Origin of the sequence: Thalassospira lohafexi, assembly GCF_002844275.1 — a bacterium.
GTDB classification, from domain to species: Bacteria; Pseudomonadota; Alphaproteobacteria; order Rhodospirillales; family Thalassospiraceae; genus Thalassospira; species Thalassospira lohafexi.
Genome location: NZ_NXGX01000005.1, coordinates 117,430 through 134,619 on the forward strand (window position 1 = coordinate 117,430; position 17,190 = coordinate 134,619).

The window sequence follows — 17,190 nt, forward strand, 5'->3', positions numbered from 1 at the left end:
TGCTTATTTATCACCTGATTTGATGCATCATCTGGCCAGATCAGGATCGAATACCGAGTTATCAAGGAAACTGTCCGGTCCGACAAACGCGCGGTCCTCGGCACCATTCGTGCCTTCTACCCGCCAATCATGTGCCGGGACTGCAACATCAAGCCCCTTAACTGCCGTACGATACAAGTCCGGGCGATAGACTTGCCGGATCACCTGATTAAGGTCGGTGTTGGCGGGCACCTGCCCCCATCGTTTCATCTGTGCGCCGACCCAGCTTGCCTGTGACAACCACGGGAAGGTCGCGGTATAGCGATAAAAAACATGCCGATCGGGCACCTCAGTCGGGGCTTCGCCGGGGCGCAGAACCGGACGCCCGTCAAGTGACGCCTTAAGCACATCATAGGGTGCACCGACATTTGATTCTTCTGACAACATCTGCGCAAGTTCCGCGCGATTGCCCGGCTCATCGGCCCATTCCGCCGCCCGGACAAGGGCGCGAACAAGGGCCGAAACCGTATCAGGATTTGAATCCACCCAGTCCTGACGCACACCAAGGACCTTTTCCGGACTGCGCGACCAGATGTCGTCTTTCAACGCGACAATGACCCCGTCACCATGAAAAACCGCCCGCTGGTTCCACGGCTCCCCGACGCAATAGCCATCCACCCAGCCATTGCGCAGACTGTCAAACATGCGTTGTGGCGCAATCACCCCGATATTGACATCCTTGTCCGGATCAATCCCGGCGGCTGCCATCCAGTAGCGCAGTTCGTAATTATGGCTTGAGAACGGGAAAACAGTTGCAAAAGACATGACCGGGCGGCCCGATGCCCGGTCTTCGTCGATGACTTTTTTCAACGCACGCGCCGATAAGCCACGTGGCCCATGCATCGCCGCAGGATCGGCCTCAAGCATCCGTTGATATAGCCGCGTGGACACCGTGATCGCATTACCACCCCGGCCAAGCGCCATCGGCACAACAAGATGCTGCACCGGAACGCCACCCAATCCAAGGCGCGCTGCAATCGGGATACCGGCCAAAAGGTGGGCGGCCTCATAAACGCCATATGACAGCTTGTCACGAATGGCCGCCCACGACATTTCGCGTATCAGTTCAAGTTCGATATTTTCCTGATCGGCAAATCCCATGGCGCGCGCAACAACCGGGATGGCGCAATCAACCAATGGCACGAAGCCCAGACGAACCTTGTTCCCCATCCCCTAAAACTCCAACTGAAACGCGGTGATGACGCTTTGCGCGATCTCATAGATCTTGCGGTTCTGTTTCATGGCGTTCTTTCGAAGAAGGTTATAGGAATCTTCTTCTGTCAGACCCTTTTCCTTCATCAAAATACCTTTGGCCCGCTCAATCAGTTTGCGCTCATTGAGTTTGGCTTTTGCTTCGTCGCGTTCACGGCGCAACTGATCAAAAACATTAAACCGCGAAATTGCCATTTCAACAATTGGACGAATGCGGTCTTCGCGCAACCCGTCCACCACATAGGCACTGACCCCGGCGGCAACCGCTTCGTGGATCATGCTTGAATCACTTTTATCAACGAACATGGCAATCGGGCGCGCAATGGCACGCGACACCTGAAACATCTGTTCGAGCGTATCGCGATCCGGGTTTTCCAGATCAATAATGATGATATCGGGTGCCAGTGCCTGAATACGTTCGACCAGATTGTGAGACGTCCCGATCCGGGCCACACGGGTATAGCCACTTTCAACCAGTCCGCGCTCGACAATCGCCGCACGGTCAGGATCTTCGTCAATCACCAGAATATTGAAGTCTTCTGTCCTTACCAAGTTATCCCAAACTCCCTGACGGCCGAGGCCTCTCTGTCTGTGTTATCTTCTCCGGCATTTTTTTCGACCGGTTGAAGGACCGGGATGCGACACAGGCCGCATCCCGAAAAATCATTGTTATGCGTTTATTCCGCAGGTACCGGCTGACCCGATCCAGATGTGCCCATGCGTTCTGCATGCGCACGATCAAACCGTTGCTGTTCTTCGGCCTGGGTTGCTGCCGAGAAACGGACAGCCAAGGCCGCAAAAGAGCACACAATCACGGCACAACCGAGATAAAAAAGCCCTTCCTGATAGGTAAGCGCCTCGGACTTGAACAAAAAGCCTGCGGCAACCGCACCGGCATTTCCACCGGCACCGACAATGCCCGCAACCGATCCAAGTGCCTTGCGGTTAACGAACGGCACAATACCGAAAGTCGCACCTTCTGACATCTGAACAAACAGCGAGAAGACAATCATCACGGCAACGGCAATGACCAAGGCATCCATCATCGAGAAGGCAACAAGAGCGATGCCTTCGACAAACAATGCGAAAAACAGGAATTTGACCCGACCCGAAAGGCCGCCTTTGGCGGCAAACTTATCGGAAAACACGCCACCCAGCGTCCGGGCAAAGATGTTCATCAGGCCAAACAGACCGGCAATCACACCCGCCGTGGCAAGGCTCAGATCAAAACGGTCAAAGAAGTAGATCGCCGCAATATTATTGATGGTCAGCTCAACGCCAAAGCACGCCCCATAAACAAGGAACAAGGCCCAAACGCGGTAATCAGACATCGCGGCCATCATGCCTTTGGTCGCCCCGGCATGATCATCCTCGGCTGACAGCGCACCGCTTTTGCGCATTTCGGCATAGTTGCCTTCCGGGCAGTCGGTGGTGAAGACCCAGTAAAGCACTGCAACCACAAGCATGATCGCGCCCGGGAAGACCATCGCCAAACGCCAGCCCATGGTTTCGGAAAGCCCAAACCCGAGGATCATGGCAAGGATCAGTGGCATGACCATCTGCGTCACACCACCGCCAAGGTTCCCCCAGCCTGCTGTCGTGGCATTGGCCGTACCGACAACATTGGGCGCAAACATGGTGGAGGTATGATACTGCGTGATCACAAAGGATGCGCCGATTGAGCCAATCGCCAGACGCGCAAGCAGGAAGGTTTCATAGCTGTCGGCAAGCCCGATCAGCATCACCGGCAGCGACCCAAGCACCAGCAAGCCGGTATAGGTTTTGCGCGGACCGATCTTGTCACACAGTGGGCCGATCAGAAGTCGCACAAGAACCGTGATGGCAACCGATGCAATGATCGTACTGCCGATTTCACTTTTGCTTAAGCCAAGATCATCGCGGACCAGCGGCATCAGCGGTGCGATCCCGAACCAGCCGAAAAAACACAGGAAAAATGAAAGCCAGGTCAGGTGAAAAGTGCGCATCTGGACAGTCTTGAGACTGAACAGGTTTATGCGTGTAGCCTTGTTCTTGATTTCCATAACGGTGAAGCCCTTCGTTTTGGCCGAACAGAGCATCTTGAGTGCCGTGAACAACCGACGGTTTTTGCTATGGGCCTTCATGCTTCATCAGATGGATTCCGCAGGCGGCCCGTCATTCGGATCGAACGCGCTGCGCGGTCATCGCGCGGCAGTTCCAAACGTCTGATCGTCCGCCGTTGGACGAAGAACTGTGAGCCACCCGTCATTGGGCCTGCTTTCGTCAAAGCTGCTCACACGGAAATAGGATGTGCAAACACCGCGCCAATTTTTCCGCGATGCGGGATAAAACATTCAACATACTGAAATATAACAATTTTAACTGATCGCGACTGCAACGTAAAAAATGGAACGTCTGAAAATCAGGCAAATATGCACAAAAATAAATCACTCACATTTTGTACTGTTTATTTTTTGTGCGATTTAGGGCTTTGCTCGAATATCAGGCAATCGCTACTTCCCATGATCCTTCATATATCTCAGTTGCTTACGATATAATTTACCGAAATTCACATTCTGGCACGGCACTTGAATACAGAAACATATGAGCGCGGGCAGTGTCGCCTGCAGCTCCGGCCAAGATGCCGATCCTATATATAAAGAATCCAATGACGGGTTCCCCGGATAATGACGTCCGTTGCGACATGCCTTTTTCGAAGGCAGACCGCATCGGGCGTTTTTTTGTGCCAACTTCGCATCCCGCGACGAGGAGCCAGAGACAAATGAACCACGTCCCTGCCGCAATAAAGACCGCAAAAGCCCGCCTGGTTGTCATCGGCAACGGCATGGCCGGCATGCGCACCGTAGAAGAAATCCTGTCCCGCAATCCGGACAAATACGACATCACCGTTTTCGGCGCAGAGCCCCGGGTTAACTACAACCGCATCATGCTGTCGCCGTTGTTGTCAGGTGAAAAGGGTTTCGATGAAATCGTCATCAACACCCCGGAATGGTACAGCGAAAACAACATTCACCTTTATTCCGGTGATCCCGTCGTTTCGATTGACCGCAACCGTAAGGTTGTTATTTCCAAAAGCGGAACGGAAACCGAATATGACCGACTGCTGCTGGCCACCGGTTCCGATCCGATCATTATTCCGGTCCCCGGCCACAAACTGAATGGCGTTGTCACTTTCCGCGATGTCGATGATGTCGATACCATGCTGGGTGCTGCCGCCAAAGGTGGCCCTGCGGTCGTGATCGGCGGCGGGCTTCTTGGCCTTGAAGCAGCAGTTGGTTTGCAGGCACGCGGCATGAACGTAACGGTCCTGCATCTTGCAGGCCATGTCATGGAACGCCAACTTGATCCGTCGGCGGGTTATCTTCTTGCGCAGGAGCTCGAGCGCCGCGGCATCAAGGTTATTACCGCTGCCGATACGGGCGAAATCGTTGGCACCGAAAACGTTACCGGCGTTCGCCTTAAGGACGGCACCATGATCCCGGCGGATCTGGTGGTTATGGCTGTTGGCATTCGCCCCAATGGACGCCTTGCCACGGATGCCGGGCTTACCGTTGAACGCGGCATTGTCGTTGATGATGTGATGACCACCAGTGACCCAGCCGTTTTCGCGGTTGGTGAATGTGTACAGCATCGTGGTCAATGCTATGGCCTTGTGGCCCCATTGTTTGAGATGGCCAAATCCTGTGCCGATCATTTGGTTGAAATCGAAACCCTTGGCTATGCCGGTTCGGTCACCTCGACCAAGCTGAAGGTGACCGGCGTTGATGTTTTCTCTGCCGGGGATTTTTCCGGCGGCGGTGACACCGAAGAAATCGTGTTCCGCGATGCTGGTCGTGGCGTTTACAAGCGTATCGTTCTTGAAGACGGCAAGATCAAGGGTGCGGTCCTTTATGGCGACACATCAGATGGTGGCTGGTACTTCCAGCTGATGAAAGACGGGCAGGACGTCACCGAATTACGTGACACGCTTGCCTTTGGTCAGGCATTCGCCGGGGGTGCTGCCGGAAACCCGCTTGATGCCGTTGCCGCCCTGCCAGATGATGCAGAAATTTGCGGCTGCAACGGCATTTGCAAAGGATCCATCGTTTCGGCCATCACTGAAAAGGGGCTGACCACCCTTGATGAGGTCAAGGGCCATACCAAGGCATCCGCGTCCTGTGGATCATGCTCCGGTCTGGTTGAAAACCTGCTGGCAGCGACCTTGGGCGGCGATTATCAGGTCGCAGCCGTCAAACCGATTTGCACCTGCACCGAACATGATCATGACAGCGTGCGCCGTCTGATCGTTGCCAAGAAACTGAAATCCATGCCCGCAGTCATGCAGGAGCTCGAATGGGCATCATCGGATGGGTGCCATGTCTGCCGTCCGGCGTTGAATTACTATCTGCTGGCGGCCTGGCCGAACGAATATGTTGATCACGGTGCATCGCGCTTTATCAACGAACGCGTTCACGCCAACATCCAAAAAGACGGCACCTATTCGGTTATTCCGCGCATGTGGGGTGGCTTGACCAACCCGCGCGAATTGCGCGCCATCGCCGACGTTGCCGACAAGTTTGAAATCCCGACCGTCAAGGTCACCGGTGGGCAACGCATTGACCTTCTGGGTGTGAAAAAAGAAGACCTTCCGGGCGTTTGGGCCGATCTGAATGCGGCGGGCATGGTATCGGGCCATGCCTATGGCAAATCACTGCGTACCGTCAAAAGTTGCGTTGGGCAGGAATGGTGCCGCTTTGGTACCCAGATGTCGCTCAGTATGGCGGTTGAACTTGAAAAAATGACATGGGGATCATGGATGCCCCATAAATTCAAGATGGCCGTCTCGGGCTGCCCGCGTAACTGTGCCGAAGCCACGATCAAGGACTTTGGTGTGGTTGCAACCGATGGCGGCTGGGATCTTCATGTTGGCGGCAATGGCGGCATTCACGTCAAGGCGACCGAGCTTCTGTGCAAGGTCACCACTGACGAGGAGGTCATGGAATATTGCGGCGCCTTCATCCAGCTATACCGCGAAGAAGCCCGCTATCTTGAGCGCACCGCACCGTGGATCGAGCGGGTTGGCCTGAAGCACGTTCAGGACCAGATGGTCGATGATGCCGCCAACCGCAAGGCGCTGTTTGACCGCTTTAAGGTCAGTCAGCAAAAAGCACAAATAGACCCATGGGCAGAACGCGCGAGCCAAGGCGTTGATGCCCATGAATTCACACCCCTTCCCATGGTCGCAGCGGAGTAGGAAAATGACAGACATTCTAAGCTGGATTGATGTCGGGCCTGTTGCCAACATCCCGCGCCAAGGTGCCCGCACCCTGCAAACCGAAACCGACCGGATTGCCATTTTCCGCACTCTTGATGATCAGGTCTACGCGCTGCTCGACCGTTGCCCGCACAAACAGGGGCCGCTGGCACAGGGCATTGTCCATGGTCATTTCGTGACCTGCCCGCTCCATAACATGGTGTTCTCGCTTGAAACCGGCGAGGCACAGGGGCCTGATGATGGCTGTGCGGCCAAGGTCGAATGCAAAATCGTCAACGGGACCGTGCGTGTCGGACTAACCGAACTGCAAGCCGGACTGCGCCATGCGGGATGAGGTCAAAACAACCTGCCCCTATTGCGGTGTTGGCTGTGGCCTGATCATTTCGCCAACCCGTGATGGATTTGCTGTCGGCGGCGATCCCGATCACCCGGCCAACTTTGGGCGGATATGCTCCAAAGGGGCCGCGCTGATTGATACGATCACGGCGGAAACCAAACGTGATTTCCGCTTGCTCGACCCCGAAGTCGACGGCGCAAAAACCGATTGGTCCACCGCCATATCCGCAACCGCCGACCGCCTACGTGACACCATCGCGCAGCACGGGCCAAAATCGGTGGCGTTTTATGTTTCCGGTCAACTTCTGACCGAGGATTATTATGTCGCCAACAAACTGATTAAGGGCTTCATCGGATCGCCCCATATCGACACCAATTCGCGCCTGTGCATGGCATCGACAGTGGTCGGGCACAAACGTGCGTTTGGTGCGGACGTGGTGCCAGGCTGCTACGAAGACCTTGAAATCGCTGATCTGGTCATTCTGACCGGATCAAATTTGGCATGGTGTCATCCGGTGCTTAATCAGCGCCTGCGCGCGGCCAAGGAAAAGCACGGCACGAAGATTATCGTGATTGATCCACGCCGCACGGCAAGTTGCGATATTGCCGACTTGCACCTGCCGATCAAACCGGGCAGCGACGTTGCCCTGTTTAACGGGTTGCTGGCATGGCTTGATCAGACCGGCAATACCGACCTTAAATACGTCGCCCGCCATGTTAGCGGCTATGAACAGGCCGTGGCAGAGGCCCGTGCCGACTGCCCCGATCTCGAGACAACCGCAAAAAAATGCGGGCTCGACACCCATGACAGTGCTGATGCATTCGGCTCAGGTCTGGGGAAATTGGAAACGTTCTTTAGCTGGTTTGCCGCCTTTGATCGCACCGTGACGGTGTTTTCACAAGGGGTCAACCAATCCTCAAGCGGATCGGACAAGGTCAATTCGATCCTTAATAGCCATCTGGCAACCGGTCGTGTCGGCAAACCGGGCTCCAGCCCGTTTTCCGTCACTGGCCAGCCCAACGCCATGGGCGGGCGCGAGGTTGGCGGCCTTGCCAATCAGCTCGCCGCCCATATGAACCCAAACGATCCGGTTGATGTCGATCGCGTCAAACGGTTCTGGAAATCAGACGTTCTGGAACCGGGCGAAGGCCTTAAAGCGGTTGATATGTTTCGCGCGATTGAAACCGGCGAGATCAAGGCCGTCTGGATCATGGCCACCAATCCCGCCGTCAGCCTGCCCGATGCGGATCGCGTGCGCCTGGCCCTGTCGCGCTGCCCGTTGGTGATTGTATCGGACGTGGTCAGTGATACCGACACATTACGCCATGCCCATATCAAATTGCCCGCATCCGGTTGGGCGGAAAAATCGGGCACCGTGACCAATTCCGAACGCCGTATTTCACGCCAGCGCCCATTCCGTGATGCTCAGGGCAATGCCAAACCCGACTGGTGGATCATGTCCGAAGTCGCCAAATCCATGGGATACGGCAAATCGTTCAAATATAGCGGTCCAAGTGATATTTTCGCCGAACATGCCGCCCTGTCAGAATTTGAAAATGATGGGCTGCGCGCCTTTGACATTGGCGTCTGGCACAAGGCAAAAAAATCCGCCTATGACGCAATGGAGCCCTTCCAATGGCCCGCATCGCGCAAGAACCAGCCTATTACCGGCTCTGAACGCCTTTATGGCAATGGCATTTTCACCACATCAAGTGGCCGTGCGAAAATGATCGGGGTTGAACATATCATCCCGCAATCACAAACAAGTGCCGATTTCCCGTTGGTCGCCAACAGTGGTCGCTACCGCGATCAATGGCACACCATGACACGCACTGGAACGGCAGCACGCCTGTCGGCCCATCGCCCCGAACCGCTGCTTGAAATCTGTGCTGAGGATGCCGCCCGTTACCGGGTCAAAGATGGCGGCCTCGCCCGGATCAACAGCAAACACGGCACATCGCTGATGCGTGTTGCAATTACGGACGCACAAGCCCCCGGACAGGTTTTCGTTCCCATGCACTGGAACGATGTCTACTCGGCCGCGGGTGGGATTGGTCGGCTCACGCCCCCCAATGTCGACCCCCACTCCGGCCAACCCGAAACCAAATATACCCCGGTATCCGTCGAACCATTTGTCGCGAAATGGCAAGGTTTGCTGTTCTCCAACACCCCGGTTGATCTTGGCAACCTGCCCTATTGGGTCGGGGCAACCGGACAAGGCAGCATGATCTATGAAATCGCCGGCGAACAATCATGCATGTTCAAATCACTTCTACCCATGGCGGCCAACACCAACGATGAACAGATCATTGAATATAGCGACAGCAAAAAAGGCATTCACCGTTACGCCAGATTGAGCGGCAACCGCATCACCGGTGCGCTGTTCATCGGTCCAGACCGCCCGGCCCTTGGGCGCGACTGGATATCAAACCTGCTGGCGGCAGATGCCCTTGCAACGCCGGAACGCAACTCCTTGTTGGCCGGACGCATGCCCGATGCCGGTGCAATTAATGACCGTCTGATCTGTTCATGCTTCTCGGTCGGGTTGGCCGCGATCAGCAAGGCCATTGTCGACCAAAACGCCGTTTCCCCAACCGATATCGGCCGCTTGCTTCAGGCTGGAACGGGATGTGGTTCCTGTTTGCCGGAAATAAAGGAGATTCTCGATGACGCATTACCGCGCGCCGCTGAATGATCGCATCCGTGATCCCGGCATGGGGACCACCAACCCTGACCGGACCGAAAACTATGCCTATTTCCCGGCTTTCATTCATGTCACCGGCAAGAAGGTTCTTGTTCTTGGTGGCGGTGAAGTCGCCACCGGCAAACTTCGCATTTTAATTAAAAGTCAGGCCAATATCACGGTCGTCGCACCCGAAATCTGTGACGATATCGCCGTGATGGTGGACGAAGGGCGCATTGTTTGGGAAAGCACGCCCTTCGTTGACACCATGGTCAATGGCGCCGCGATGGTGTTTGACGCCACCGACGATCCCTATCTTACCGCACGCGTAAAGGCGGCAACCAAACGGCGCAACATCCTGTTGAATGTCGTCGATAAAACCGCACAGTGTGATTTCATTGTGCCTGCCATCCTTGATCGTTCGCCGGTGATGATCACGATCTCGACCGGGGCCTGTGCCCCCGCACTGGCCCGCATCATTCGTCAGCGTCTTGAAACGGTTCTGCCGACAACCATGTCGCAGCTTGCCCGGATCGCGCGCGATGCCCGGCAAAAGGTTGCAGATCATTTGCATGACAATGTATCGCGCCAACGGTTCTGGACGCATTTTTTCCAGCGTGGATTACAAACCCACTCTGCACGGTCCATTTGCCCAGAAGACGTCGATCTTGCCCTTCGTCAGTTCGTGCCCGATGGCAGTTCGGCAACCGTCCCCGGCGGCCAAACACTTATGGCGGATGTTCATGTTGATAACGCGTTTGACCTGCCGCATGGCATTGCGCGTGCGATTGAAACCGCCGACATCGTCTTTCACGAAGATCACATTGCCGATGACATCCTGACCCTTGCGCGTCGCGACGCCACCGTCATCCCGATTGGCTGCATCACGCTTGACGAACACCCCGAACGCAAACGCGAAAGCATTTCCCAGCAATCAAAAATCTTCGCGCGACAGGGTTTTAATATCGTCACCCTGACCCAGCCGATCACGCATTAGCCTTTCTTGCCGTGGACTTATGGCTCCCTGTCATCCACGCAAACTAAAAGCCGCGTAAGTTTCCTTACGCGGCTTTCTTTCTGCAATCAGCCGATTGCTTATTTCATCGTCGGCATCACAAACTCAGCACCCTTGCGAATGCCGGTCGGCCAGCGAGACGTGATGGTTTTAAGCTTGGTATAGAACCGAACACCTTCCGGGCCATGCATGTGATGATCGCCAAACAGCGATGCCTTCCAGCCGCCAAACGAATGGAACGCCATCGGAACCGGGATCGGTACGTTAATGCCGACCATGCCGGTCTGGGTACGTGCAGCAAATTCGCGGGCGGTATCGCCATCACGGGTAAAGATCGCAGTACCATTACCGTATTCATGACTATCAACAAGATCCGCAGCCGTTTCGAAATCATCGGTACGAACAACCGACAGAACCGGGCCAAAGATTTCTTCCTTGTAGATGCTCATATCCGGGGTGACATCATCAAACAGGGTGCCGCCGACGAAATAGCCGTCTTCGTAGCCCTGAAGATTGATACCACGGCCATCAACAACCAGTTTGGCACCTTCTTTGACACCCTTGTCGATATAGCCAACAACCTTGTCCCGATGCATCGCGGTGACCAGCGGGCCCATTTCAGCCGCCGGATCGGTGCCCGGTGCGACATGCAGTTCATTGATGCGCGGTACGAGCTTCTCAATCAGGGTATCGGCGGTTTCCTTACCGACCGGCACTGCGACCGAAATCGCCATGCAACGTTCACCTGCCGATCCATAAGCCGCGCCCATCAGGGCATCAACCGCCTGATCCATATCGGCGTCGGGCATGATGATCATATGGTTTTTCGCACCACCCAGCGCCTGACAGCGTTTGCCCTGCGCGGTTGCGGTTTCATAGATGTATTTCGCAATCGGGGTCGACCCGACAAAGCTGATCGCGGTGACGTCGGCATCGAACAACAACGCATCAACCGCTTCCTTGTCGCCCTGAACAACGTTAAACACGCCGTCCGGTAAACCGGCCTCGGTCAGCCATTCCGCCATCAAAAGCGACGCCGACGGATCACGTTCTGACGGTTTGAGGATAAAGCAGTTACCGCACGCAAGGGCCACCGGGAACATCCACATTGGCACCATGGCCGGGAAGTTGAACGGGGTGATACCGGCAACGATACCCAACGGCTGACGCACCGAATGGCTGTCGACCTTGGTACCGACGTTTTCGGTGAATTCACCTTTCAAAAGCTGCGGCGCGCCGGTGGCGAATTCAACAACCTCGATCCCGCGGGTGACTTCGCCCAGCGCGTCGGACAACACCTTGCCGTGTTCGGCGGTGATGGCTGCGGCCAGTTCTTCGGACCGGTCTTCGAGAATGCCAAGAAATTTATTGAGGATACGCGCCCGACGCAGCGGGGTTGTATTCGCCCACTCCGTACGCACAGCCGCCGCCGACTCAACCGCCGCCCGGACTTCGGATTTTGACGCAAGATCGACGGTGCCGCTTTGCGCACCGGTCGCCGGATTGAAAACAGCCGCCGTACGGCCAGATGTTCCGGCAACGCGTTTGCCGCCAATATAGTGGGTAAGCTGGTTGGACATGGGGGTTCCTCCCGATAAACCTGATTTGTTGATTGCGTGACGATACCATCCGCAAAGTGGCGACATTATGGGTATGCACATCGATGCACATCAATTATCATTTATGCAAATTCGATGTGCAATTTTTAAAGTCGACAGTTCTCATAAGGATTTGATCATGGATTGGGATCGCTTTCGCATTTTTCTTGCCGTCGCCCGGCAGGGACAAATCCTTGCCGCTGCCCGTCAGCTTGGCCTCAACCATGCCACCGTCGGGCGGCAGTTGACCGCGCTTGAACATGACCTTGGCACGAAGCTGATTGAGCGGCGCACAACCGGGTCGGAGCTGACCACGGCCGGGCGGGAACTGATGATCGCGGCGGAGACAGCTGAATCTGCGTTTTTACGTGCTGGCACGGCAGTGTCGAACCAGACCGAAACCATCAGCGGCACGGTCCGTGTTGGCGTTCCTGACGGGCTGGGGAACTATTTCCTTGCAAGCGAAATGGCGGCATTTGCCGCCCAACACTCCGATCTTGTCATTCAGCTTGTGCCTCTGCCGCGCACTTTTTCCCTGTCCCAACGCGAAGCCGACATAGCCATTACCCTTGACCGCCCCAAACAGGGCCGTCTGGTGATCAAGAAACTGACCGATTACACCCTTAGCGTCTATGCCACACGGGCCTATGTAGACCGATTCGGCTCCGTCGAAACCGAAGCCGACCTGACCGACCGCCTGTTTGTCACGCACATCGAAGATTTGATTTACAGCCGCGCTCTTGATTATGCTGCGCGCCTTGGCAAACTGATGCGCCGTCGCTTTGAATGCGGCAGTGTGGTCGCCCAGATGGAGGCCGTGCGCAACGGTCACGGCATCGGCATCCTGCATGATTACGCCACCCAGGGCATCCCTGACCTGATCCGTTTGCTGCCTGAAATCCGGTTCACCCGCAATTACTGGATGCTGCAACATCCCGACACCAAAGACACCAGAAGTGTCGCCGCCGTTGCCGAACATCTTACCCGTGTTGTGCGTGCGGCGCGTGATCGGTTTGTTGTTGCCTGACAGCATGCAAAAACAGGCGCAAGGATATCATTCCTTGCGCCTGTTTTTGTGTCCCATCTTTTATCAAGCGGTCGCTGCCCTGTTAGGGCGACAGCAGAAACTCACTTGATCAGATGACTATTGGTCACATTTTGCGCCAATCAAATTCAATGGCTTTTTCAGCCGACATCTTGCGTAAAGTCTGTTCAAAATAATCGCGGATCTGGTCAAGCCCGGCGTTGTCAGACGCCGACATGGCAACCGTCAGGAAAGACGAGCTTGCGGTGATTTCACACACACCCTGCTCGAACGCAAGAAGACCCTTGTTGCTGTCACGCAACTCCGCCTGCACAGAACCATCCGGCTCGCCGGTAAAGCCCTTTAAATAAACGGGTGCATTACGTACATAGATATCTGCAAAACAATAGTTGGCGTCCATATTCTGATCCAATCCGACTTCAGACAACTGTGTATTCCCAGACGTATTCTTGCCTTCCTGATCCACCAAGCCGGCTTCCTTGTCATCCGTGTCGACCGCAGTCTTTACGTTGATGGAACCCTGATCATCACCTGACATCACATCGCACCCGGCATGGTTTGAATTATCGCTTAACATGAATACCATGCTTCGTATGCGCGCAACAATAGTGACCGATGGTCAATAATATATGAAAGCATTACGCCGAAATTGATCTCGATTAAACAGAAAATGTTGCGAATTTGCGCCACCGCAAGTCAGACCGCGAAAATAACTTGCTGCACCGCGCCCATCATAGCTGAATTGTCGGTCAGTTGGCCGGGAATTCAGCACGCCCAAAAAATCCGATTTTTTATTTTATTATTTAGTTACAGCCAGATAGATCACATCAATTGGCACGCGCCAAAAACCACCGCCGACAGGCAAAAGTCAGACGAATGTAATGTAAACTTTTTGTGAAATCAGCTGTCTAGCGCCCAAGTTCCGCTGATCACTCACGGCGACACACAGGGACACTGAGAATTTGCAAGACGATGCGGGTTTAACCCTACCTATTAATCGACTCTTGATGCGACTTTTCCCTAGCTTCTAACTAGCGTCTACCATGACCAAACTGCTGGCAAAATCCGCTGGCACGGGCAGCACGACCGGGGATAAATCAAGCTGAACAACGGGGTCACTTTCCCCCGTCGCCTTAAAGATCGCCTCATACCGGCACCAGGCATCGTAAAAGTCAGAGACGGACGTCGTGCCTGGCAAACCAAGCTGTTCTGCCATTTGGGGAATAGAACGGCCTTCATCGCGATATTCAAGATCAATTCCGATCAAAAGCCCCGGATCAATCGCAACCGCCACCACCACCCAACCGCGACTATGGCTAATGCTTACGCCGTGGCGATGACCGGAAATTTCTGCCCAAGGACGACCGTCCTCGTCCTTAAGGCATGTTGCGTCGTTACCCTTTGCGACATCGGCAACAAGGTCGCACAGCATATCCCACGCCAACAATGACGACGCTTGGCGTGCTGCACTTCGTTTCAACGGCATATCTTCAAGTTTGTGAATGGCCGAAACAACCTTGCCATTAAAGTGGGAAAAGCGCCTCGTGTCCGATGAGTTACACTTCCCAAGAGTGGTACTTGCCGCCACCTGCACAATCCATTATTGCTGAATTACAATCACGCGCCCTGCATCGTCGGTAAAATCGTTCCAAGAACGGCTTTTGGGCGGTGCCTGGACGCCCCCGCACTGGTCACGGGGCAATTTGACCCAAACCGACATGATTGAGTCAGTTTTCCACCCATTAATCAAGGCAGATCAAAATGCGTAGTTTGAAACTTGCTTCTGTTTTTGTCGTTGTCGCAGTGCTTGCAGCATGCTCGGCAACCGTTCAGAACTTCTCCAATCAGCCCTTCCCCGCCGATGTCGCCAAACTCAGCATGGCCGAGATTGAAGAAACCATCATTGAAACCGCTTCGACACGCGAATGGATTGTTCAGCGCGAAGGCGAAGGCCAGTTGACCGCGACCTATGCTCCACGGTCGCACAGTGCAAAGGTTGCTATCTCGTTTAATCAGAAACAGTACTCAATCATTTACGCCGATAGTAGTAATCTCCAATATAATGGTACAACGATTCATCGGAACTATAACCGGTGGGTCAATAACCTGAGACAGGACATCCTGCGCGCGGTTTCGGCCCGTGCGGCACTTGCCAACTAGGACACCAAATGACTTTGCTGTGCGCCCGACTGTCACGTTGGGCTTTGTGGGAAGATACCAACGGTCAGGCCAGCCTGACCTTGCACACATCCGAAAACACGTCGGCTGTATCCCACCCGTCGGTCCAGAACGATCTGGCGCGCAGCATTAAACCCGGTTGGCGGCGGCGGCTTGACCTGTTTGGTCGCGCCGCCGCCGAAACGCTTACCCAGATGATCACACCCGCCGACAACCCGCATATTGTTTTCTGTTCCCGGCACGGCAACATTAACCGCACGGTCAAGCTTCTCCATCAGGTCGCAACCAACGAGGCCCTGTCCCCGGCGGATTTCAGCATGTCGGTGCATAATGCCTTTGTCGGTATTGCGTCGATCAACTGGTCGATCACCCAAAGCCACACGGCCATTGCCGCGGGCAATGACAGCCTGATCGCCGGACTGACCGAAACCATATGTCAAATGATGGCAACGCAAAGCCCCGTTATTCTGTGCTATGTCGATTTGCCGTTACCCGACGTCTATACCAATAGTTTTGCAGAACCCCAGACCGGGGTTGCCTTTGCCATGCGCCTTGATCCCGATAAAGCCATAACCCCTGAGCCGCCGGGCATAGGCAAAGCCCTCACATTCTCATCCTGCGGAGCAGATCAGGCACAGGCCACTGCCACATCTCCATATGATCAGATCAAAAACCTGACGGCCTTTTTTACATCCCCCTCTGCCCGCCCCCTAACTCTTGGCAGCAGCACCACCGCATGGACCCTTTCGCGTCATGACTAAGCCTGCCTGCGCCGAAATAGTGCAAAGCACCCAACACAGGAACCTGAACTGGTACTGGCGTCTTGTTGGCACCGGCTTGGCGTTTTCCATCTTCGGGCTGGGGGGCCTATTTATGGCTCTGACCATTTTCCCGGCCCTGATGGTGATTTTGCGCGACCGCGCAAAGCGGCGGAAATATGCCCAACTGGTGATTTGCCGAGGGTTTCGCCTGTTTGTCTGGATGCTTGATGTAATCGGCGTTGCAGAAGTCAAAACCCAGCATATAGACCGTCTGCGCAATGCCAGCGGTGTTTTGATTATCGCCAACCATCCGACCTTGCTTGATGTGGTGATGATCCTCTCGCAACTTGATCGCTGCCAATGCGTGGTTAAACATCAACTGTTTCGCAATCCGTTTTTGTTTGGAGTTGTCCGTGCTGCCGGGTTTATTCGCAATGATGACAACCCGGAAAACCTGATCACGCAGGCCCGGCAACATTTGCGCGAAGGGGCAAATATTATGATCTTCCCCGAGGGCACCCGCACACCCAGCAAAAAAAGGCTTGGAAAATTGCAACGCGGCGTCGCAAACATTGCGATAGAGACACAAGCCGACTTGATTCCTGTGGTTGTGCACTGTAATCACGATACCTTGAAAAAAGGGGTCCCGTGGTATCGCATTCCACCGTCAAAAATTCGCTACCGACTGGACGTCGATCATCCGTTATTATTTAAAGACATTAATGATCCGGACTTGCCGCGCGCCAAACAGTCCCGCGCCTTAACCCGGTTTATCAAAGATTACATTCTGGACAGACTTGAAAATGACTTCGCTGGAAACCGAACTTAAAGCCTTCATCATAGAAACCCTCAATCTCGAAGATGTTGACGTCAACGATATCGACAGCGAAGAAGCCTTGTTCGTTGACGGTTTGGGGCTGGATTCAATTGATGCCCTTGAACTGGGGGTTGCCCTTCAAAAGAAGTATGATGTGCGCATTGATGCCAAGGATGAAAACGTCAAAACCCATTTTGCGTCCGTCCGTAATCTTGCGAACTTTATTCAGGCATCGGGGAAACAGGTCTAGT

At 54.6% G+C, this 17,190-nt stretch carries 15 protein-coding genes; 9 read left to right on the top strand and 6 right to left on the bottom strand.

What is annotated here, in order from left to right:
- Positions 1-27: 27 nt before the first annotated feature.
- From COO92_RS13140 to COO92_RS13150, 3 genes are all read right to left on the bottom strand, one after another.
- Positions 28-1,209 (bottom strand): CmpA/NrtA family ABC transporter substrate-binding protein, encoded by a 1,182-nt coding sequence (locus tag COO92_RS13140; protein WP_101302793.1) that lies wholly within the window; start codon positions 1,207-1,209, stop codon positions 28-30.
- A gap of 3 nt (positions 1,210-1,212) precedes the next feature.
- On the bottom strand, positions 1,213-1,803 hold the full coding sequence (locus COO92_RS13145; RefSeq protein WP_022731449.1) for an ANTAR domain-containing response regulator: 591 nt from the start codon (positions 1,801-1,803) through the stop codon (positions 1,213-1,215).
- A 125-nt stretch (positions 1,804-1,928) separates the two neighbouring features.
- Positions 1,929-3,236: a NarK family nitrate/nitrite MFS transporter gene (locus tag COO92_RS13150; RefSeq protein WP_240626433.1), complete on the bottom strand. Its 1,308-nt coding sequence runs from the start codon at positions 3,234-3,236 to the stop codon at positions 1,929-1,931.
- 776 nt (positions 3,237-4,012) lie between these two features.
- Here COO92_RS13150 and nirB point away from each other — a divergent pair.
- The 4 genes from nirB to COO92_RS13170 are packed head-to-tail and all read left to right on the top strand — an operon-like array spanning position 4,013 to position 10,522.
- Positions 4,013-6,484, top strand: a complete 2,472-nt coding sequence (gene nirB / locus COO92_RS13155) for a nitrite reductase large subunit NirB (RefSeq protein ID WP_101302795.1) — start codon at positions 4,013-4,015, stop codon at positions 6,482-6,484.
- A gap of 4 nt (positions 6,485-6,488) precedes the next feature.
- Entirely contained in the window at positions 6,489-6,839 is a 351-nt protein-coding gene (gene nirD, locus COO92_RS13160; RefSeq protein ID WP_101302797.1) for a nitrite reductase small subunit NirD, read from the top strand.
- Positions 6,829-9,537, top strand: coding sequence for a nitrate reductase (locus COO92_RS13165; RefSeq protein WP_101302799.1), 2,709 nt, complete (start codon positions 6,829-6,831; stop codon positions 9,535-9,537). The genes nirD and COO92_RS13165 overlap by 11 nt, the downstream gene beginning before the upstream one ends.
- The gene (locus tag COO92_RS13170; RefSeq protein ID WP_101302801.1) at positions 9,509-10,522 is read left to right on the top strand and encodes a siroheme synthase; all 1,014 of its coding nucleotides are present in this window, start codon (positions 9,509-9,511) and stop codon (positions 10,520-10,522) included. The genes COO92_RS13165 and COO92_RS13170 overlap by 29 nt, the downstream gene beginning before the upstream one ends.
- 98 nt (positions 10,523-10,620) lie before the next feature.
- Here COO92_RS13170 and COO92_RS13175 read toward each other — a convergent pair whose 3' ends face one another.
- A complete protein-coding gene (locus COO92_RS13175; protein WP_101302803.1) occupies positions 10,621-12,120 on the bottom strand; it encodes a CoA-acylating methylmalonate-semialdehyde dehydrogenase in 1,500 nt (499 codons plus the stop codon).
- Positions 12,121-12,277: 157 nt separating this feature from the next.
- Between COO92_RS13175 and COO92_RS13180 the strand changes: the two genes are divergently transcribed.
- Positions 12,278-13,165 carry a LysR family transcriptional regulator gene (locus COO92_RS13180; protein WP_101303333.1) on the top strand — a complete coding sequence of 296 codons (888 nt, stop codon included), beginning with the start codon at positions 12,278-12,280 and terminating at the stop codon, positions 13,163-13,165.
- Positions 13,166-13,289: 124 nt separating this feature from the next.
- Here the strand turns inward: COO92_RS13180 and COO92_RS13185 are convergent, their stop codons facing one another.
- Positions 13,290-13,760, bottom strand: coding sequence for a DUF2218 domain-containing protein (locus COO92_RS13185; protein WP_165792355.1), 471 nt, complete (start codon positions 13,758-13,760; stop codon positions 13,290-13,292).
- A 450-nt stretch (positions 13,761-14,210) separates the two neighbouring features.
- Positions 14,211-14,663 (bottom strand): 4'-phosphopantetheinyl transferase family protein, encoded by a 453-nt coding sequence (locus tag COO92_RS13190; protein WP_133125070.1) that lies wholly within the window; start codon positions 14,661-14,663, stop codon positions 14,211-14,213.
- A gap of 281 nt (positions 14,664-14,944) precedes the next feature.
- Between COO92_RS13190 and COO92_RS13195 the strand changes: the two genes are divergently transcribed.
- The 4 genes from COO92_RS13195 to COO92_RS13210 all read left to right on the top strand — a co-directional run bounded on the left by COO92_RS13195 (position 14,945) and on the right by COO92_RS13210 (position 17,189).
- A complete protein-coding gene (locus tag COO92_RS13195; protein WP_022731460.1) occupies positions 14,945-15,343 on the top strand; it encodes a hypothetical protein in 399 nt (132 codons plus the stop codon).
- A gap of 8 nt (positions 15,344-15,351) precedes the next feature.
- Positions 15,352-16,122 carry a beta-ketoacyl synthase chain length factor gene (locus tag COO92_RS13200; RefSeq protein ID WP_101302809.1) on the top strand — a complete coding sequence of 257 codons (771 nt, stop codon included), beginning with the start codon at positions 15,352-15,354 and terminating at the stop codon, positions 16,120-16,122.
- Positions 16,123-16,234: 112 nt separating this feature from the next.
- Positions 16,235-16,951, top strand: a complete 717-nt coding sequence (locus COO92_RS13205; protein WP_165792356.1) for a lysophospholipid acyltransferase family protein — start codon at positions 16,235-16,237, stop codon at positions 16,949-16,951.
- The gene (locus COO92_RS13210; protein ID WP_101302813.1) at positions 16,926-17,189 is read left to right on the top strand and encodes a phosphopantetheine-binding protein; all 264 of its coding nucleotides are present in this window, start codon (positions 16,926-16,928) and stop codon (positions 17,187-17,189) included. Before COO92_RS13205 ends, COO92_RS13210 begins: the two co-directional genes overlap by 26 nt.
- The last annotated feature ends 1 nt before the right edge of the window (position 17,190 follow it).